We start from the raw sequence: 19,176 nt of genomic DNA, 5'->3' as shown, positions 1-19,176 counted from the left end.
GACCCGGTTCGTCATTCCGATTTCGTCGGGGACAGGCGTTAGGCAAAGGGATTTTTTTGGCATGCCTCAAAGAGGCCATGGGCGGCTCCCGTCGTGGGTTGGGTGTGTTTGGCGTCCTGGACTTTTCACCTCCCCAAGACCTCTTCGCCAAACCGCCCGACTCCGAGGGCGCTTGTATGGCGCTGCGCTCTCTAGATGCTCACAGACGGGTAGCCAAGGTGCGGCAGTGCCAAACATCCTGAGCGAATCATGAAAAAGCCAGAACTCCGGCGAGGGCGTTCTGGCTTCATTCAACATGGGGCATTGCTGCGCAGCGGTCAGGTCTCAGTCAGGCCGCGGGCCATGACGACTTTGCCGGTGCGGACGGTTTCGACGATCTCGAACTTGGTCAGCAGGCGGACGGCGGCGTCGAGCTTGTCGCTGTTGCCGCTGATCAGGGCGATGAGGCTGTCTTCCTGAAGGTCGACGGTCTTGCCGTTGTAGTGCTCGATGATCTGGAGAATCTCGGTGCGCTCTGCGGCGGTGGCGGCGACCTTGATGAGCACCATTTCCTTGGAAACGGCGTCGCGGTCGGTGTGCTCAACGCAGTGGATGACGTCGATGAGCTTGTTCACCTGCATGATGATCTGGTGCAGGCCTTCCGGATGACCGCTGATGCCGATGGTCATGCGGCTGAAGCGGGGATCACGCGTCTGGGAGACGACGAGGGACTCGATGTTGAACCCACGACGGCTGAACACGGCGCAGATGCGGCCGAGGACGCCGGGCTGGTTGTTCACCATGACGCTCAGCGTGTGGATGTTGATGATGTCAGCCTGCAGGGCTGGCTTTTTGTCGGTGGTGGCGGGGATGCGTTCGCTCATGGGATGGATGATTTACGTTTGGTGATTGGTGCTTTGGCGGAAAGGCGGCGCTTGGCGATCTTGAAGTAATTGGCGTCTTTCTCGATGCCGAGCCATTTGCGTTTGAGCTTCTTGGCCGCCGCTGCGGTGGTGCCGGAACCGAGGAAGGGATCGATGACGAGGTCGCCGGCGTCCGTGGAGCAGGCGATGAGTTTGTCGATGAGGTTGAGCGGCTTCTGCGAAGGGTGGCCGCACTTTTCTTTGGAGATGCCTTTGAGGCTGGGCACGCGGAGAATGTTCGTGGCGTACTTGCCGCTTTCGAGGTGGGCGCGGCGGGCGTCTTTGTCCTTGTAGCGCTTGTCGCGGAGGTAGAGCTCGATGGTGGCGGCATCATACGGGATGCGCACGGCGTCCTTGTTGAACTTCACGTCATCGCTTTTCCTTAGCACGAGGATCATCTCGTACTGCGGGGTGAAGCTGTCGCGGCGCTCGTCATAGCCCACCGCACGATCCCAGATGATGAGATCGTGAAACTGGTGCTGCTGACTGAGTCGGGACATGAGGTGGAGGAAGGTGTGCTCGCGTTTGCCTAGCTGGCCGAAGATGAAGGCGAGGCCGTCGTCGCGCAGGACGCGCATGGATTCCGCCACCCACTCATCGCACCAGGCGAGGTAGTCGGCGGCAGTTTTCCATTGCGTGTCCCAGGCTTCATTTTCGAGAACGTTGAAGTAAGGCGGATCAGCGATGATGGCTTGGGCGACGGACGCAGGGAGCTTTTTGAGTTCCGTGAGGGCGTCGCCGTGGATGATGCGGTTGGATTTCATCGAGCCTTCGCCGCACTCTGGCGAGTGCGCTTACGTGATTAGGTCGAACCGGTGGGCTTTTCCATGCGCTGTTTCGGCGCTTCGGTGATCATGTCTTCCAGTGCGGCACCGGCGGGGATCATCGGGAAGACGTTCTCCGTTTTGATGCACTCGGCTTCGATGATGCAGGGGCCGTCATTGTAGTCGAGGGCCTGCTGCAGGACGCGCTCCACATCAGCAGGGCGGCGGATGTGCCAGCCTTTGATGCCGTAGGCTTCGCCGAGTTTGACGAAGTCCGGGTTGCCGATGAGATCGACGCCGCTCTCGCGGTTCTCAAAGAAGAGCTCCTGCCACTGACGGACCATGCCGAGGTAGCTGTTGTTCAGGATGAGGATCTTGATGGGCAGCTTGTGGATGGCGGCGGTGGCCAGTTCAAACAGGGTCATCTGGAAGCCGCCGTCACCGGAGATGGAGACGACCAGCTTGTCCGGGCAGGCGAGCTGCGCACCGATGGCTGCAGGGAAGCCGAAGCCCATGGTGCCGGCACCGCCGGAGCTGAGCCAGTGGTAGCTTTCGTCGTTCTTGTAGAACTGCGCCGCCCACATCTGGTGCTGACCGACGTCCGTGGAGATGATGGCCTTGCCCTTGGTGAGGGTGTAGAGTTCATCAATGACCTGCTGCATGCGGAGGCCGCCCTGCTTCTTGTAAGAGAGGGGGAACTTCTTCTTGTAACCGTCCAGTGTGGCCAGCCAGTCTTCGGTGGGCAGTTTTTCGACCAAGGGAAGGAGATCGCTCAGCGCGGCCTTGGCATCGCCCTTGATGGCGACGTCCACCTTGATCATCTTGTGGAACTCCGCCGCATCGATGTCGATGTGGATGAGCTTGGCGTTGCGGCCAAACATGTTCGGCTTGCCGATGATGCGGTCATCGAAACGGGAGCCGACATTGAAGATGAGGTCGGCTTCGACGATGGCCTTGTTCGCATAAGCGGTGCCGTGCATGCCCAGCATGCCGAGGGACAGCGGGTGCGTTTCCGGGAAGACGCCTTTGCCCAGCAGGGTGGTGGTGACCGGGCAGCCGAGGGTTTCAGCCAGCATCAGCAGTTCCTTGTCGGCACGGGCGATCATGGCGCCCTGACCGGCGAGGATCACGGGGCGCTTGGCACCTGCGATCAGGCGGGCGGCTTCTTGAATTTTAGCCTGATCAATCTTGAAGTTGTCTTCGGGATGGTAACCGGGCAGGTCCATCGGCTCGTCAAACGTGCCGGTGAAGGGGCCCTGGCTGAAGTCCTTCGGGATGTCGATCAGAACCGGACCCGGGCGGCCCGTGGTGGCGATGTGGTAGGCCTCCTTGGCGATGCGGGGCAGCGAATTGGAGCTCTTGATCAGGTAGTTGTGCTTAACGACCGGGCACGTGATGTTGAAGATGTCGGCCTCCTGGAAGGCGTCCTTGCCCAGCATCCAGCTGACGGTCTGACCGCAGAGGACGATCATCGGAACGCTGTCCATCTGCGCGGTCATGAGGCCGGTGATGGTGTTGCCAGCGCCAGGGCCGGAGGTGACGAGAACGACGGCCGGCTTGCCGGTGGCGCGGGCGTAACCGTCAGCCATGTGAACGGCACCCTGTTCATGGCGGACGAGGACGAACTTCATGTCCGTCTTCACGGTCTGCAGCGCGTCAAAGATCGGGATGGCTGCGCCACCGGAGTAGCCGAAGACATACTCGATGCCGAGATCTGCGAGGGTTTTGATGAGCGCCTGCGCGCCGTCCATTTTTTGCTGGCTCATGATGGTTTGGGTGAAAATTGCGATTTAGAGGGTGAAAATGCGATTGAATTGGAAAAAGGCAATTCAAAGTTTGTGCTTTCGAAGCTAAAATGAGCTGTTTATTGCTCTGATTGTTTCAAAAACGTTCATTTTTAGCACAAAAGACCGATTGTTGAGTGCTTCGGGTTGTGAAAATCGCGCTTTTTGGCCGAAGGATCGAATCAATGGGAGAGCGATTCTTCCAGAGGGTCCGGCTTGTCATGGATGGCCAGACGCTCCACGAGGGTGGCGCTGGCTTCGTTGAGGCCGAGGACTTCCACCTCCTTGCCCTCGCGGCGGAATTTGAGCACCACTTTGTCCAGGGCGGAGACGGCGGTGAGGTCCCAGCAGTGGGCGTGGCTGACATCGATGATGATTCTGGTCAGGCCTTCCTCTTTGAAATCGAACTCGCGCACGAAGGCATCCGCCGAGGCAAAGAAGAGCTGCCCGGTGATGGTGTAGGTGCGGCAAGCGCCTTCTCGGGTGCTGCTCACGCGCAGGAGCTGCCCCACCTTCCGCGCAAAGAACAGGGCGCTGAGGAGCACGCCCACCCCCACGCCGAGGGCGAGATTGTGCGTGTACACCACGACAACGACGGTGGAAAGCATGACGATGCTGGAGCTGCGCGGGTGCCGCCGCATGTTCTTGAAGGAGGCCCAGGAGAAGGTGCCGATGGAGACCATGATCATCACCGCCACCAGCGCGGGCATGGGGATCTGCTTCACCCAGGGGCCCAGCACCACCAGCAGGATGAGGAGAAACACGCCGGCAACGAAGGTGGAGAGTCGCCCACGACCACCGGAACGAACATTGATGCCGGACTGGCCGATCATGGCGCAGCCTGCCATGCCGCCGAAGAGCCCGGCGGCGATGTTGGCCAGGCCCTGGCCTTTGCACTCGCGGTTTTTGTCGCTGGTCGTGTCGGTCAGTTCATCCACGATCTGCGCGGTTAGGAGGGACTCCAGCAGCCCCACGGCGGCCAGGCCCACGGAGTAGGGCAGGACGATCCACAGCGTCTCCAGCGTCCATGGCACCTGCGGCCAGAGGAAGACGGGCAGCGCATCTGGCAGAGAGCCGAGATCACCCACGCGGCGCACGTCGAGCTTCAGCAGGATGGCGAGGATCGTCATCACAATGATGGCCACCAGCGGTGAGGGCACCGCTTTGGTAAACCGTGGCAGCAGGTAGATGATGGCCAGCGAACCGGCGACCATGCCATACATCAGCAGGCCCGCCCCTTTGAATTCCGGGAGCTGGGCCATGAAGATGAGAATGGCCAGCGCATTGACGAAACCGGTCATCACGGACTTTGAGACAAAGCGCATCACATCTCCGACGCGCGCCAGGCCTGCGATGATCTGGATCACGCCCGTGAGCAGCGTGGCCACCAGAAGGTATTGCAGCCCGTGCTCTTTAACGAGGGTGATCATGAGCAAGGCCATGGCACCCGTGGCGGCGGAGATCATGGCGGGTCTGCCCCCAAAGATGGCCGTGACCACCGCGATGCAAAACGAGGCGTACAGCCCCACCTTGGGATCCACCCCCGCGATGATGGAGAACGCGATGGCTTCCGGGATGAGGGCGAGAGCGACGACAAGCCCGGCGAGCAGGTCGCCACGGACGTTGGAGAACCATTGATGAGAGAGGGATTTGGAAATCATGAGCGAAGACGAGAAGGGGAAAACCGACAGAGAATCACGGAAGAAGCGAGGCTCCCCACGGCCCGTGTGCCGAGGGACAAGCAGCGTGCAGCACCGCCCGTGGGGCTGATGCCAGAGAGAGTGAATGAAACGCGAAAGCGCTAATCCGCAGGGCACGCAAGCCCGCCGGAACGCAAGGTGCCGCATCAGCGCGCTCTACGGCGGCGTCAGTTTGCGGAGGGGTGGGGAAATGGATTGTACGAGCTTCAGGGTGCCGACACTCGGGAGATGAAACCGAGGCGCAAGCCGCGATTCGGGCTTCAGATCGTCTGCGAATGGATGGTGGCTAGAAAGTGTCTTCGTAAATAGAAGAATGTACCCTGGAGGAAAGATGCGGGGGGCTGTGGCAGGTCGTGAGGTGGGAGTTTTTGGAAAGGGGGAGAGTGAAGAGGAAAGCAGCCCGCGCTGGGACGAAGGAATCTACGGACGCGCACAACGCGTCCCTACCAGCCCTGAGGGGGCGGCTCACGCAAAGGGATGGTAGGGAACCGCTGCTGCGGGTCCGAGATTTCGGGTCTGTCGCGTCGCAGGCACTCAAAAAGGTTCGCCGTCCTTGGTGCGGTGAACATCAGGCTTTTTTTCCGATGGCATGGGACTTCGTTTGATTTGCAAAAGCACTGGCTAGTACAAGACACAAAGCCATGCCGGATGCAGCAGGCGAGACGCCTGTGATTCCCTCACCACCACTCCCAACTCACTCCGAGTGCTGCGGCGATTCCCAGAAGCAAAAGGCTGTGCCAGAACCAGCGGTTGAAGAGCCTGTCCCACCACCGGCGGGACTCGGCTTCCATCGGCGATTCTCCCACGCGTGAGTTTTCCGCCATTCTCTCCGAGCCCAGACGTAGCACCCCAAACAACCCCAATAAGCTGTCCACAACACGGACTGTAAAGACGATGACGTGGCCGATGAGTTCTTCGAGCATGCGGCAGGAAGATGGCCTGGGGCCGACGAGGCTCCAGTATAACACGCAGGCCTTTTTCCTCCCGCCAGGGGTATCCCCCCATCCGGCTTATTTCTTCACCCGGTACAGATTCCCCTCGGTGCGGATCAAGAGATCCGAACCGATCACGGCATACGAGGCGAGGCTGCGTTCGCCGAGGTCGTTTGTGGCGAGGATGCTGAAGGTCTTGCCGGGTTTGACGACGATGCCGAGGCCTTTTTCGTCCTGGAGGTAGAGCTTGCCGTCGGCGGCGAGGAGGGAGGCGGAGATGGGGCCGGTGCAGCGTTCGGAGTAGTGGATGGCGCCGGTCTTGGCGTCGGCGCAGGTGAGGATGCCGTTGTCGGCCACGAAATAGAGTTCATCGCCGATGACGGCCATGCTGGGATTGTGCGGGGCGGCTTTGTCGATGGTCCAGCCGAGGTGGGTGGCGGTGACGTCGCCCTTGGAGGAGGCATCTACTTTGATGGCGTAGAGCACGGGTTTGTCGTAGCCGCTGGAGAGGTAGATCATGCCATGCGCGTAAATCGGGCGCGGGACGACGGAGTACCCCTGATCGTAGTTGAAGTGCCAGATTTCGGTGCCGTCCTTGGGATTGAGCGCGTTGACCACGCCGCTGCCGGGTGTGATGAGCTGCTTCTGGCCGGCCACGTCGATGAGGAGCGGGGTGCAGAAGGAGAATTTCTTTTTGGCTTCGGACTGGCGGGCGAAGGTCCAGCGCATTTTGCCGGTGGTTTTGTCGAGCGCGATGACCTTGGGCTCTGTCTCGGCATCGGCATTGAAGATGAGGAGGTCTTCGAAGAGGACTGGGCTGCTGCCGTTGCCGTGCACGGGTGAGTAGGCGAACTCCTGCGTGCTCCAGAGCGTCTTGCCGGTGGCGGCGTCCAGGCAGGCGGTGCCGAGGTGGCCGAAGTGGATGTAGAGCTTGCCGTCTTCAAAGACCGGCGTCGGGCTGGCGTGGCTGTTTTTGCGATGGGCGCGTGGGGACTTGGCCTGGAAGAGCTCCACGTCCCACACGGGCTTGCCGTTGCTGGCGTCCAGCGAGATGACGCGCAGAGAGCGGTCGGCGGTGGCCTCTTCCTTGCCGCTGAGAGAGACTGCCGAAGTGAGGAAGATGCGGGTGCCCGCGACCACGGGCGAGGACCAGCCAATGCCTGCGACGGGTGCGATCCACGCGATATGCGAGGTGGGGCTCCAGGTGAGCGGCAGGTTCTTGGCGTCTGAGTGGCCCTGCGCGGCGGCTCCGCGGAACTCAGGCCAGCCGGGGGCGGTCGGTGCGGTTGGGGCGGCGGATGAAGTGACAGCCAGCGCAAGACCAGCGGCGGAGAGGAGGGCGTTTTTGGAAATCATGTGGCGCTTCATACGAAGGCTGGAGCGCGTGACGATCAAAAAAAGACGCGGTTTGAGGCTTCGGTGACGCTTGACCTAGATCTCCTGAGCCTAAACAATGACACCATGCAAGTCACGCTCACCGGGCCCATTGAAGCCTTCATTCAGCGCCAAGTGGCTCAGGGTTATAAGGACGTCGATGAAGTCGCGCGTCAGGCGTTTTTGCGCTGGATGAGTGAAGAGTCTGAGGCACCGCCCCACGTTCAAACGCGACTTGATGAAGCGGCGGCAGGGCGTTTCATACCTGGGGATCGATCCAATATCCAACGCATCATCGCCGCCGCCTGATGTCGTTGAGATACGATGAGAGCGAGTATGTGCCAGCCGCTGGAACGCACGCTGCCGAACGGCATCAGTGCCCAGCCGCAGGCTGCCCCGAAGGGGTGAGCTCTAGCGAATCAATGCCTGCGGTAAGCCTGGGCGCTACACCGCTTTCGCGGGCTCTTAATGCTTGCGTTGATGAGCTGAAGCATGATTTTGTGGTTAACAAACCGTCGAGCCCAACGCCATGAGTCGTGTCGCCGTAATCGTTGCCGCAGCATTGCTGGTCTTCGCATGCCAGACCATGGCGGAGCCACCGACAACCACGCAGATCACCGAGGTCACAAAGCTGCTGGATGGACTGTCATCACCGTCAGCGCTGCTTCGTGCGTTTGAGGCTGTCAGGAAGGGAGATCTGTCGGATGTCAGGCGGAAAGCTGCCATGAAACTCTTGGACACAGCAAGAGAGCGCATCCCGAAGCTGCTCCCTTTGATTGTTGAGGGGGCCAGCATCCTTGACTATCCCGGGCTATTGGGGGTGGGTGACACACACTACGCGGACAATCGTGGCAGGTATCCGGGCGCGGGAGACAAGGTTTACCGTCTTGTCATTGGTGTTGCAGTTCTGTCTGAAGAGTATAGCCCTTCGTACATGCTTTATGTGGACTTTGATCAGAAGGGCCAGATTTTGAAAGTGTTGCGGCCCAAGTCGATGGTGACGCTCTGACGAAGGGCGTTCGGCGGTTCGCGAAAGCGGTGGCTGCGGTCGTTCCTCCCTTCGCAACCGTACTTCAGGAGGGCTGACGCGCGGTGTGAAGACGGTGTGTGTGCGATGGCGCTGGGTGGACGGGCTGACAGCCCGTCTCACGTGGCGTGGTTTGATCACACCCCCTCCGGCAGCGCCACGTACGGCTCTTCGTTGAGCACGACTTTCTTGGAGCCGCTGAGGAGCTTGATCCATTCGGCGAGGCAGCCGAAGAAGATGATGGCGACGGCGAGGAGGAAGAAGGCGGTGACGGCGGTGTCGACGTTGAAATTGAACTGCTGGGCTGCCCAGGTTTTCATTTCGACGGGAGTGCCACCCTTGGCGAGTTTGTCGCCATACATTTTTGCACCGGCGATGAAGCCCATGCGCGGGTCTTTGTCGAAGAGCTTGATGTAGCCGGCGGCGAAGGTGGCGCTCATGAGGAAGACCAGGGGGATCACCGTGACGAGGAGGTAGCGGGCTTTGCCCATCTTGATGAGGATGGTGGTGCCGAGGCAGAAGGCGATGACGGCAAGGAGTTGATTCGCGATGCCGAAGAGAGGCCAGAGGGTGTTGATGCCGCCGAGGGGATCGACGACGCCCTGATAGAGGAAGTAACCCCAGGCTGCGACGAGCAGGGCGCTGGCGAAGACGTTGGCGGGGAGGCTACGGGTGTTGCCCAGCGGTTTCCAGATGCCGCCGAGGAAGTCTTGCAGGATGAAGCGGCCCACGCGCGTGCCGGCGTCGATGGTGGTCAGAATGAACAGCGCCTCAAACATGATGGCGAAGTGATACCAGAAGGACATCCACGCCGGGCCAAAGGCGCGGGCGAACATCTGCGCCATGCCAACGGCAAAGGTGGGGGCTCCACCGACGCGGCCAAACATGGTCTTTTCGCCAATGTCGGCGGCCAGTTTCTCCATGCCTGCGACGGTGACGGGGAATCCCGCATTGGAGATGACGCCAACGACTTCGGTGGGCGCCATGGTTTTGTTGATGCCGGCATTGATGGCGAAGTATTCGCCGGGTTGCAGCGCGCAGGCGGCCACGAGGGCCATGAGGGCGACGAGCATTTCGGTGATCATCGCGCCGTAAGCCACACTGCGGATGTCGGCTTCATTGTCGAGAAGCTTCGGAGTGGTGCCGGAGGAGATGAGGGCGTGGAAGCCGGAGATGGCGCCGCAGGCGATGGTGATGAAGACAAACGGGAACACGCTGCCGAGGAAGACGAGGCCGGTACCGTCCACGAACTTGGTGAGCTTGGGCATCTGCAAATCAGGAGCCACCCAGATGACCACCACGGCCAGCACGGCCACGGTGCCGATCTTCATGAAGGTGCTCAGGTAGTCGCGCGGGGCGAGGAGCATCCACACGGGGAGCACGGAGGCGGCGAAGCCGTAGATCATGATGGACCACGCGATGGTCTCGCCCTTGTAGTCGAAGAAGTGTTCGATGCCCCAGGCCTTGAGATTGCTGCCCGCCCACACGCTGACCAGCAGGCCGACGATGCCGAAGATGGTGATGTTGCGCACGCTGACGCCAAAGATGGTGTGACCAAAGCCCATGATGAAGGCCAGCGGGATGGTCATGACGATGGTGAACAGGCCCCAAGGGCTTTCTGCGAGTGCCTTTACGACCACGAGGCCGAGCACGGCGAGCAGGATGGTCATGATGGCGAGGACGGAGACCATGGCCACGAAACCGACCACGGGGTTGACTTCTTCCTTGAGCATCTGGCCCACGGATTTGCCGCCACGGCGGATGGAGGCAAACATGACGATGGCATCATGCACACCGCCGCCAAGGGTGGCACCGATCAAGATCCAGAGCATGCCGGGCAGGTAACCAAACTGGGCTGCGAGCACGGGGCCGACGAGAGGGCCCGGACCGGCGATGGCGGCGAAGTGGTGGCCGAAGACGACCCACTTGTTGGTCGGAACGAAGTCCTTGCCGTCCTTGTGCGTCACCGAGGGCGGGGCGCGGTGTTTGTCGAGCACGAGCACCTTGGTGATGAGCCACTTGCTGTAAAAGCGATAGGCGACCGCGAATGAACACAAGCCCGCCACGACGAGCCACAGGGCATTGATGGTTTCACCTTTGTGCAGCGCGGAGAATGCGACGGAGCCTGCTCCGAGAAGGGAGATGGCGATCCAGATGAGGACTTGGAGGGGCTTGGGCATGGTCTGTGAAAGTTGTCCAGTTGCGCTGCAACTGGATTTGGACAGGGAATTTAAGGGAGGAAAGACGGACTACAACGGTCTCAGAAAGGCTCCAGTTGCGGCGCAACTGGACTACTTTTTGGCAGGCTTTGGCGGCGGTGGGGCGACGTAGGGAGGATTGGTCATCGCGCCGGGAGCGGTTTCTTTGAGGTTTGGTGGGACGTCGGCCTGGACATCGCCCAGCGCCCACTTCACGCCGCCGATGAGGATTTCCTGGAAGGTGGGATTGGTCCAGACGTCTTCGCGGTGGCCCATGGCGGTGTACCAGACTCGGCCGGCACCTTCTTTGCGTGCCCAGGTGCTGGGGTAGGCGGGGCGCTCGTATTCTTTGCCTTCCATGGCAGGGGCGTCGATGACGCTGAGCACGTGGATGTCGGAATTGAAGTCCTTGAGCGAGTACCACTCCTCCATGAAGCCGTAGGTCGCGCCGACTTTTTCGAAGCCGGGGAACTTGGGGTCGGTGACGGTGTTCTTGGCATCCTGCTGCTTGCCGTGCTTGATGAACTCGGCGCCGAGGAAGTGAACGTAGGCGTCCGCTTTTTCGCCGTGGTTCAGGTAACGTTCAGGGCCTTTCTGCGATTCGTTGTCGGTGTGGAAGGTGTCGCTGGCGGAATGCGTGCCGATGAAGCCCTTGCCGCTTTTGACGTAGTCGAAGAGGGCTTGTTTGCCTTCTTTGGTCATGGGCGGCTGCTTGTCGGTGCCTTCGCTGCAGAGATCACCGGTGGTGTAGAAGAACACAGCATCAAACTGGGCCAGGTAGTCCTTGCTGAATTTGGAGCCGTCCTTGGAGAATTCGAACTCCCAGCCGTTCTTGGCACCGAGCTCCAGCAGCATCTTTTCGGCATAGCTGGGCTGGCCGTTTTTCCAGGAGATGACGCTGTGCTCAAAGCCGCTGGACTTGGAGAAGAAGAGAATCTTGTGCTTGGGGGCGGGCGCGGAAAAGGCCACGACGCAGGCGGCGGCGGCCAGCATCAAGGGAGCGGCGAGTTTTTTGATCATGAGGGGCGGATTCTGGCGGGTTTTTGAAAACAAGGCAAGGCAGTGTTGCACGCCTTGTCATTTCCACCGGGCCGAATACGATGGCACGACTGATGCGCTTTCTTTTACTTTTGCTACCTCTGCCACTTTGTGTGCTTCTCTGCCAGTGCGGCTCCAGCGCGGGATCGCGCTGGGAATACAAGTATGCCCCGGGAAAGACGGCCGTCATCATCGGCGGCAGGGCCGTGCCACCGGCCAACGCGCCTGCGGCCGTGCTGCGGGCGATCTCTGCCGGCAATCACATCTGCACCAAGCCCTACCGCCGTGGTGGCGGGCACAGGCACTTTGAAGACAGCGCGTATGACTGCTCCGGCACGACTTCGTATGTGCTGCATGCCGCAGGCAAGCTCAATGCACCCACGGTGTCCGGGGCCTTCCGCAGTTATGGAAGCAGCGGACACGGCAAGTGGATCACCGTCTATGCGCGCAAAGGGCACGTCTTTCTGGAAGTGGCCGGACTGCGGCTGGACACAGGCTACAGTGATGCGGACAGCGACGGCCCCCGCTGGAGCAGCCGCTCACGGCCCACAAAAGGCTACACCATGCGCCATCCTTCCGGCCTATGATTCCCGTCGAAGCCATCGTTTACCGTCCGAACGTCGCCGCGATTTTGCAGCGGGAGAACGGCGACATCTTTGTGGCGGAGCGCATCAACATCAAAGGCGCCTGGCAGTTTCCCCAGGGCGGCATTGATGAGGGGGAGGATGCGGAGACGGCGCTGTTTCGTGAACTGGAGGAGGAGATCGGCGTGAAGCGCGAACTGCTGCAGATCATCCAACGACGGGACGGCTACCGCTATGCTTTTGCCAAGGGGAGGCTGAAGTACGGCATCTACGGCGGTCAGGAGCAGGCCTACTTTTTGTGCCGCTTCAACGGCGCAGACACCGATTTCAATCTGGATGCCACGCATCGCGAGTTCGCGGGGTTCAAGTGGATCAAGCCGTCGGAGTTTCAGATGGACTGGGTGCCCAAGTTTAAACGCCGGGTCTATCGGCAGGTGATGATGGACTTCTTTGGCATCGAGCTGGCCTGAGGGCTTCAATTCAACCCGAAGCGCCGCAGACCGCTCAGGGGCGGAACGAACCAAGGCATCATGGACCGGTGCATGGGGGCGGGGGTGATGTCGTCCGCTGCCTGCACCACCAGAAGGGAGACTTTGAAGCCGTAGGAGCCGTCCGTGCGCCGCTGCGGAGTGCTGGCGACCACGAGGCATTTGAGCATGACCCACTTCGAGTCTGATGTGGTCATGGCGAGCATCGCGGGCGTCAGGGCGGAGCGCTGGATGCGTACCTGGACTTCGGCTCCCAGATCAAAACGCTGGCGTGACCAGAACACGAGGCCGCAGGAAGTGATTTCGCTGAGCTCGACGACAGTCTGCCCGCCCCCGCCGACCGAGTGATTCGGGTTCGCGGAGGTTTCCTGCTGTTGCTGGCCGTGCTTAGCCATACGATTCGCGGAACGACCGCAAAAAGAGGCGCACGGGGCGGGAAAAGTCAAACGACGATGGCCGCGAACGCGGGGGGGGCTTGCACGCCCGCGCCGGAGCAAGTTTATACCACGAGCCAGTGAAAACGGGGCTGAACAGGTTTGTGCACGGGTAGCGCGGTGCTCCGGTCGTAGGTTGGATGTGTTTGGCGTCGCAACCGCTTCTTCGCTTCACAACTCCCTCCGCCAAACCGTCCGACCACGAGGGTGCTCGCACACCCCGATGTTTGCGGAACGCTGATGGACGGGCGGGCTGTCGCCACACCCATCCTACGAATGGCGGGCATGCAAGCATTGGCTGCCCGATTTGCCTTGAAGGCTCCAACTCAAAACAAAGTCTCTTTTCAGAGCCGAACTTTCATCGGCTCCGAAATAGACCCGTTTTTCAATGAATGGTGGTATTATTCGTCGTCAGGTGCGGAGGCGCCTTTGGCGGCAGAGCCTTTCTCTGAGCCGGCGGATTTTTCGGCCTGCTTGGCCTTCACGGCGGCTTCGATCTCGGCATAAACGGTCGCATCGTTGCGGAGGACTTCCTTGGCAGCATCGCGGCCTTGGGCGAGCTGGGTGCCTTTGTAGCTGATCCATGAGCCACGCTTTTGCAGGATTTCGTAATCCATTGCGAGATCGAGCAGTGAGCCGACATTGGAGATGCCCTCATTGTACATGATGTCGAACTCGGCCTCGGTGTAGGGAGGGGCCAGCTTGTTCTTCACTACTTTGACCTTGGTGCGGTTGCCGGTGACGGTGCCGTCGGTGGTCTTGATGGCGCCGATGCGGCGGATGTCCACGCGCACGCTGGCGTAGAATTTGAGGGCCTTGCCGCCAGGGGTGGTTTCGGGGTTGCCGAACATGACGCCGATCTTTTCACGAATCTGGTTGGTGAAGATGCAGCAGGTGCGCGCCTTGGCGATGATGGCGGTCAGTTTGCGCAGGGCGGCGCTCATGAGGCGGGCCTGAGCGCCGACGGTGGAGTCGCCGATTTCGCCTTCGAGTTCCTGACGGGTGACGAGCGCGGCCACGGAGTCGATGACGATGACGTCGAGCGCGTTGGAGCGGACGAGGGTTTCGCAGATGCGCAGGGCTTCTTCACCGGAGCTGGGCTGTGAGACGAGCAGTTCGTCCATCTTGACGCCAAGGCGGCGGGCGTAGGCGGGATCGAGGGCATGCTCCACGTCAATGAAGGCTGCAAGACCGCCGGTCTTCTGGGCCTGGGCGATGACCGTGAGGGTGAGGGTGGTTTTACCGGAGGATTCAGGGCCGTAGATTTCCACCACGCGACCACGGGGGAAGCCGCCGGTGCCGAGCGCCTGATCGATGAGCAGATTGCCGGTGGGGATGACGGTGATGTCCGACTTCACGCCTTCGCCGCCCATGCGGAGGATGGCACCTTCACCGTAGTCTTTTTGGATCTGCTGGATGGCCAGGTCGAGATTGCGACCGCGTGCTTCGGCAAGCTTGTCGGGTTTGGCTGCGGAAGTTTCGGAAGTTTCTTTGGGTGCTCTGGCCATAATCGTGGGTGTTCAGTGTGTAATAAAAAGCTGTTCGGGCGAACAGAAAGCGCATTTAAAGCAGGCCGTAAAGCACTTTTCGTCCTTAAGCAGCGAATATTGTCGCCCAAAGGTGCCAAAAGCGGTGATCCGCCTCAAAGGTTGTCGAGCTGCTGCTGCATGCCGCCGTAAAAGCCGCTCATCATGGTGATGATGCGGTAGGCCACATACATGACGACGAATGCATAGGCGATCTTCGGCAGCCACTGCGCGGCACGCTGCACGGCATCTCCGGCTTCGATGGTCTCCGCAGCGGCCCAGCGGTTCATCTCGTGGTCCAGGGTTCCGGCTTCTTCCGCCGTGGCGATGCCATGTACAAAGACCATGGGGAAGCCATGCACGTCCGCCATGGCCCCGGCGATCGTTTCTCCTGCGGCGATGCGCTGGGCGGCATCCTTCGCGGCATGGCGCAGCAGGCCGCTGTGGGAGGCGCTGCCCGCGAGCTGCATGGACTCCGTCATCCGCATGGAGGCCAGCAGGCAGGCGTGGAACACTTGAGAAAAACGTGCCAGCGCCCAGTGCCGGCGCGCACTACCGATCAGCGGGATGTACCCGAGCCCGCGATCCACCGCCGCCGATTCCGCGCCCAGCCGCGAGAGCCAGCGCCAGATCAGGAAGAGGGACAGCAGTATCAGCCAAAGGATGGCCAGCGGCATGAAGACGCCCCCCAGCGAGTAGGGTTTGTCCTCCATCGTGGATGTGACCATGGTCGGCAGCTCTGGCAGCACGATGCCCAGATGCGCGAGGATCAGAGGATAAATCATCGCCCCGATGGCCTGCTTCACCGCCATGTTCCAAGCTTCGAAGTAGCGCGACAGATGGCTGAAGGCATCCCCCAGGCGTCCGCTGCGCTCTCCGGCGTCGATCAGGGCAAACTCCAGGGCGTCTGAAAATGCACCGCAATGCTCGGTGATGGAGGCCGCGACGCTCTTGCCCTCTTTCAGGCCGAGTTGCAGGCCCTGCAGCCAGGTACGGCGCGCATGGGAAGGCTGCTGCTTGAGCAGCAGTTCGAGAGAGCGGTCCAGATGAAAGTTGGCCCCCACCAGCTTGGCCAGTTCGCGATACAGCAGGGCTTTTTCGGAGAGTTTCATCGGCGGTGTCAAACTAACGCCAGCGCGTCCGTGACAGCGAGTACAAAAAGCTTCAAGACCCCCGGGACGGTTCCCATTGTGTGACACTCTTATTGCTTCTCAGGTTCGTTTCATCGCCTATCATGCGGACCCTTCATGCCGCCGCCCATCGCTCATAAAGAAACGCCCGACCAGCACTGGATGCACCTCGCCCTCGACCAGGCCCAGCTTGGCGTCGGTCTCACCAGCCCCAATCCGCCCGTGGGTGCCGTCATTGTCGCACAGGAAAAAGTCATCGGTCGCGGCTACCACCACAAGGCGGGAGAGCCGCATGCCGAGGTGGAGGCCATCCGCGATGCGCAAAAATTAAACCCCAAGCTGCTGCGCGGTTCCACGATCTACGTCACACTCGAACCCTGCTGCACGCAGGGCAAAACACCGCCCTGCACCGAAGCGATCAAGGCCGCAGGCATCAAGCGCGTGGTCTTCGGTGCGCATGATCCCAATCCCAGCCATCGCGAGCAGTCCCGCAGCATCTTCATGCTTGCGGGCATCGAGGTCACCGCTGGAGTGCTCGATGAAGAGTGCCGGGCGATCATCCGCCCCTTTGCCAAATGGATCACCACCGGCATCCCTTACGTCATTGCCAAGGCCGGGCAGAGCCTGGATGGCCGCATCACTCGTCCAGCGGGGGAGAGCTCACTGATCACCAACGATGCCGCCCGCGCCCACGGCCGCAGACTGCGCATGCGGGTGGACGCCATCCTTGTGGGTGCTGAGACCATCCGCAAAGACAACCCCCAGCTCACGCTGCGAGATGGCAGCGCCGGCAGCGGCAAGCTGCAGCCCTGGCGCGTCGTTCTCACCCGCAGCGGAGACATTCCCCAGCACTCCCAGATTTTTACGGATGAGTTCAAGGACCGCACGGTCATCATGCATGGCAAGGATCTGCCTGAAGCACTTGCCATTCTGGGGAAACACGGCGTGCTTTCCGTCCTCATCGAGGGCGGTGGCATCATTCTTGGCAATGCCTTCCGCGATCAGCTGGTCGATGAGGTCTACTGGTATATTGCTCCGCGTCTTTGCGGTGGTGGCCGTCCCTCCATCGCTGGTCCTGCTTTGCCCGCCTCCATTGAGCTGAAAGACGTCACCGTCCGCCCCATGGGGGACAACGTCTGCTTCCACGGCTTCCCGGTGTGGCCGGGAGAGATGCAGGAATAAAAAGCCGGCTGCTGCTCATTGCGGCTGCTGCTCATTGCGGCTGCAGCAAAGAGCAGTTTCCTTGTCCGTGCAGTGCGGCTATGCGTGCGGCTCATGCCCACTCTTCCGCCTCTTCGTCCCGCTGTTTTTTTTGACCGCGATGGTGTCGTCAATGTCTCCCCGGGGGACGGCTATGTGCTGCGCTGGGAGGACTTTCACTTTGCACCGGGCATCATCGAGGCGCTGGCGCTCTGCCATGAACGCGGCTATGCGACGATTCTGGTGACGAGCCAGCAGGGCGTGGGCAAAGGGCTGATGACTCAGGAGACTCTCGACGATCTGCATGCGCACATGCAAAGCGAACTGGCCCCGCATGATGCTTCACTGGATGGCATCTATGCCTGCACACATCTGGCGGGCACCTGCACCTGCCGCAAGCCGAGCGCGGAGATGATTTTCCGCGCGCGTGATGAGCACGGAATCGATCTGAGCCGCAGCTGGCTGGTGGGTGATCATGACCGCGACATTCAAATGGCCATCAATGCAGGTGTGCCACGCACGGTTCGCATTTTGAGCCATCATGAACCCAAGGTGAAGGCGGATTTCACACTGGCGGAGACGACGGAGTTGACCGCGCTGCTGCGGAAAAAGCTGCCACTGGTCTGAAGGATTACCCTTCCGGCTCAGCGCTTGACCATGGCTGATTCGAGCGCCTTGCGGTAGTTCAGCACGGCGTCGCCGATGGCGGCTGAGACCTGCTGGCGATACGTGTCCGAGGCGACGAGCTGGCATTCGGCGCCGTTGGTGACGAAGCCGCCTTCAAACAAGATGCCGGGGCGTTTGCAGCCGGTGAGCACACTCCACTGCGCACGCTTGATGCCGCGATCGACGAACTTGAAGCGGCTGATGACGCTGGCATGAACAGCGGTGGCGAGGGCGATGTTGGCGGAATCCTGCTTGTTGCCGGTGACGCCGTTGACGTTGTAACCGCCTCCGCGGCTGATCGTGGCGGCGGCGCTCTGCGGCGTGAGCGCCCAGGTTTCGATGCCGGTGGCGGCAGCGCCGCCGGAGTTGAAGTGGAAGCTGAGGAAGATGCTCTTTGGTGTCTGGTTGGCGATGGCCACGCGCCCGCCGAGGGTGATGAAGGTGTCGTTGGCGCGTGTCAGGATCACCTTGAAGCCGCGCTGCATCAGGGCCGCGCGCACGGACATGGCCATCTTCAGGGCGAAGTCTTTTTCGTAGCCGTAAATGCCACGCGCTCCGGCGTCATGGCCGCCATGGCCGGCATCGACCACGACGGTGTCGAAGAACTCGGCGTTCTGGATGTGGCTGGGGTAGAGCACGGGGTCGATCAGCTTGCACAGATCGAGGCGTGAGAAGAGCACCTTGCCGTTGTACTCCATCACCGGAAAGCTGAGGATGAACTTGATGTTGTTGATCAGCATCTCCTGCGAGCCGATCTGCGCCTTGAGGATGAGCTTTGACGAGCCGAGCCAGAAGTGTGTGCCCTGCGTCCGGAAGGTGGTAAAGCCATAGACGGGGTTGTAGAAATTCCGGATGCTCTCCGCCGTCACGTAGTCACGCCCGCCGATCTTCACGATCTCCCAGCCACCATTGGCGGGAAGGACTTCGACGGCTTTGGACTTCTCCGAGCTGGAGGGCTTGTCGTCATCGTCTTCTTTGAACTCGCCCTTCATCGGGGCTTCGTTGTCCTTGGAGGCGGATGATTTCGTGACGTCCTTGATTGGCTCTTCCTTGGGCTTGGGAGTCTCTGTTTTCGCAACGGTCTTGGCAGGAGCGGTTTTTTTGCCGATCTCCACCTTCTTGCCGCCGGTCGTGGTGATGATGACGCGTGGCGGTTTGCTGCTCGTAGACTTCTTGGTGGCCGTTTTTTCCGGCTCTGGCTTCGGCTTGGCCGCCGGTTTTTTCTCCGGCTCAGGAGCTGGAGGGGGCGTTTCGGTCTTGCCGCCGCCGCCGAAGAGCTTCTTGAAAAAGCCCGGCTTCGCATCTTCTGCATGGGCCACGTCGAACGAGGCCGATGCAAGTGCAAGAGCGAGGGTGGCGACGAGGGCCTTGGGGAGTTGGGAGTGCGGTCCGGAAGTCATGAATGGAATGACGGCTATAACGGAGAAAG

18 protein-coding genes are annotated in these 19,176 nt (G+C 60.8%); 6 read left to right on the top strand and 12 right to left on the bottom strand.

The genetic code is table 11. The features are described from left to right. Positions 1–317: 317 nt before the first annotated feature. From ilvN to AC3RLQ_RS13705, 6 genes are all read right to left on the bottom strand, one after another. The gene (gene ilvN, locus AC3RLQ_RS13730; protein ID WP_422316128.1) at positions 318–863 is read right to left on the bottom strand and encodes an acetolactate synthase small subunit; all 546 of its coding nucleotides are present in this window, start codon (positions 861–863) and stop codon (positions 318–320) included. Next, on the bottom strand, positions 860–1,666 hold the full coding sequence (locus AC3RLQ_RS13725) for a DNA-methyltransferase (RefSeq protein WP_493037957.1): 807 nt from the start codon (positions 1,664–1,666) through the stop codon (positions 860–862). The genes ilvN and AC3RLQ_RS13725 overlap by 4 nt, the downstream gene beginning before the upstream one ends. 38 nt (positions 1,667–1,704) lie before the next feature. Next, positions 1,705–3,432, bottom strand: a complete 1,728-nt coding sequence (ilvB, locus tag AC3RLQ_RS13720; RefSeq protein WP_493037955.1) for a biosynthetic-type acetolactate synthase large subunit — start codon at positions 3,430–3,432, stop codon at positions 1,705–1,707. Positions 3,433–3,632: 200 nt separating this feature from the next. After that, positions 3,633–5,111, bottom strand: a complete 1,479-nt coding sequence (locus AC3RLQ_RS13715) for a SulP family inorganic anion transporter (RefSeq protein WP_493037953.1) — start codon at positions 5,109–5,111, stop codon at positions 3,633–3,635. Positions 5,112–5,827: 716 nt separating this feature from the next. After that, positions 5,828–6,073 carry a hypothetical protein gene (locus AC3RLQ_RS13710; RefSeq protein ID WP_493037951.1) on the bottom strand — a complete coding sequence of 82 codons (246 nt, stop codon included), beginning with the start codon at positions 6,071–6,073 and terminating at the stop codon, positions 5,828–5,830. An 87-nt stretch (positions 6,074–6,160) separates the two neighbouring features. Then, positions 6,161–7,438 carry a PQQ-binding-like beta-propeller repeat protein gene (locus AC3RLQ_RS13705; protein WP_493037950.1) on the bottom strand — a complete coding sequence of 426 codons (1,278 nt, stop codon included), beginning with the start codon at positions 7,436–7,438 and terminating at the stop codon, positions 6,161–6,163. A 105-nt stretch (positions 7,439–7,543) separates the two neighbouring features. Between AC3RLQ_RS13705 and AC3RLQ_RS13700 the strand changes: the two genes are divergently transcribed. Together AC3RLQ_RS13700 and AC3RLQ_RS13695 are read left to right on the top strand one after the other, a co-directional pair. Continuing rightward, entirely contained in the window at positions 7,544–7,765 is a 222-nt protein-coding gene (locus AC3RLQ_RS13700) for a hypothetical protein (protein ID WP_493037948.1), read from the top strand. A gap of 220 nt (positions 7,766–7,985) precedes the next feature. Further along, on the top strand, positions 7,986–8,465 hold the full coding sequence (locus AC3RLQ_RS13695) for a hypothetical protein (protein ID WP_493037946.1): 480 nt from the start codon (positions 7,986–7,988) through the stop codon (positions 8,463–8,465). A 155-nt stretch (positions 8,466–8,620) separates the two neighbouring features. Here the strand turns inward: AC3RLQ_RS13695 and AC3RLQ_RS13690 are convergent, their stop codons facing one another. Both AC3RLQ_RS13690 and AC3RLQ_RS13685 read right to left on the bottom strand, forming a co-directional pair. Then, on the bottom strand, positions 8,621–10,663 hold the full coding sequence (locus tag AC3RLQ_RS13690) for a carbon starvation CstA family protein (protein WP_493037944.1): 2,043 nt from the start codon (positions 10,661–10,663) through the stop codon (positions 8,621–8,623). A 111-nt stretch (positions 10,664–10,774) separates the two neighbouring features. Then, on the bottom strand, positions 10,775–11,701 hold the full coding sequence (locus AC3RLQ_RS13685; protein ID WP_493037942.1) for a ThuA domain-containing protein: 927 nt from the start codon (positions 11,699–11,701) through the stop codon (positions 10,775–10,777). 131 nt (positions 11,702–11,832) lie between these two features. On the opposite strand from AC3RLQ_RS13685, the gene AC3RLQ_RS13680 reads away from it, so the two are divergent. Continuing rightward, a complete protein-coding gene (locus tag AC3RLQ_RS13680) occupies positions 11,833–12,306 on the top strand; it encodes a peptidoglycan endopeptidase (RefSeq protein ID WP_493037940.1) in 474 nt (157 codons plus the stop codon). Then, positions 12,303–12,773 carry an RNA pyrophosphohydrolase gene (locus AC3RLQ_RS13675; protein ID WP_493037938.1) on the top strand — a complete coding sequence of 157 codons (471 nt, stop codon included), beginning with the start codon at positions 12,303–12,305 and terminating at the stop codon, positions 12,771–12,773. Before AC3RLQ_RS13680 ends, AC3RLQ_RS13675 begins: the two co-directional genes overlap by 4 nt. A 5-nt stretch (positions 12,774–12,778) precedes the next feature. Here AC3RLQ_RS13675 and AC3RLQ_RS13670 read toward each other — a convergent pair whose 3' ends face one another. The 3 genes from AC3RLQ_RS13670 to AC3RLQ_RS13660 form a co-directional block, all read right to left on the bottom strand. Continuing rightward, positions 12,779–13,186: a hypothetical protein gene (locus tag AC3RLQ_RS13670; RefSeq protein ID WP_493037936.1), complete on the bottom strand. Its 408-nt coding sequence runs from the start codon at positions 13,184–13,186 to the stop codon at positions 12,779–12,781. Positions 13,187–13,626: 440 nt separating this feature from the next. Next, on the bottom strand, positions 13,627–14,733 hold the full coding sequence (gene recA / locus AC3RLQ_RS13665; RefSeq protein ID WP_493037934.1) for a recombinase RecA: 1,107 nt from the start codon (positions 14,731–14,733) through the stop codon (positions 13,627–13,629). A 134-nt stretch (positions 14,734–14,867) separates the two neighbouring features. Further along, a complete protein-coding gene (locus tag AC3RLQ_RS13660; RefSeq protein ID WP_493037932.1) occupies positions 14,868–15,863 on the bottom strand; it encodes a type II secretion system F family protein in 996 nt (331 codons plus the stop codon). 135 nt (positions 15,864–15,998) lie between these two features. On the opposite strand from AC3RLQ_RS13660, the gene ribD reads away from it, so the two are divergent. Together ribD and AC3RLQ_RS13650 are read left to right on the top strand one after the other, a co-directional pair. After that, positions 15,999–17,063: a bifunctional diaminohydroxyphosphoribosylaminopyrimidine deaminase/5-amino-6-(5-phosphoribosylamino)uracil reductase RibD gene (gene ribD, locus AC3RLQ_RS13655; protein ID WP_493037930.1), complete on the top strand. Its 1,065-nt coding sequence runs from the start codon at positions 15,999–16,001 to the stop codon at positions 17,061–17,063. Positions 17,064–17,156: 93 nt separating this feature from the next. Further along, positions 17,157–17,708 carry a D-glycero-alpha-D-manno-heptose-1,7-bisphosphate 7-phosphatase gene (locus AC3RLQ_RS13650; RefSeq protein WP_493037928.1) on the top strand — a complete coding sequence of 184 codons (552 nt, stop codon included), beginning with the start codon at positions 17,157–17,159 and terminating at the stop codon, positions 17,706–17,708. Positions 17,709–17,725: 17 nt separating this feature from the next. Here AC3RLQ_RS13650 and AC3RLQ_RS13645 read toward each other — a convergent pair whose 3' ends face one another. Then, positions 17,726–19,147 (bottom strand): N-acetylmuramoyl-L-alanine amidase family protein, encoded by a 1,422-nt coding sequence (locus AC3RLQ_RS13645; RefSeq protein ID WP_493037926.1) that lies wholly within the window; start codon positions 19,145–19,147, stop codon positions 17,726–17,728. Between the last annotated feature and the right edge of the window lie 29 nt (positions 19,148–19,176).

It is taken from the genome of Prosthecobacter sp. GW821-HT29F12, from assembly GCF_058803405.1.
Note: the sequence above shows the minus strand (reverse complement) of the source record. Positions and strands in the feature narration are given on the sequence as shown.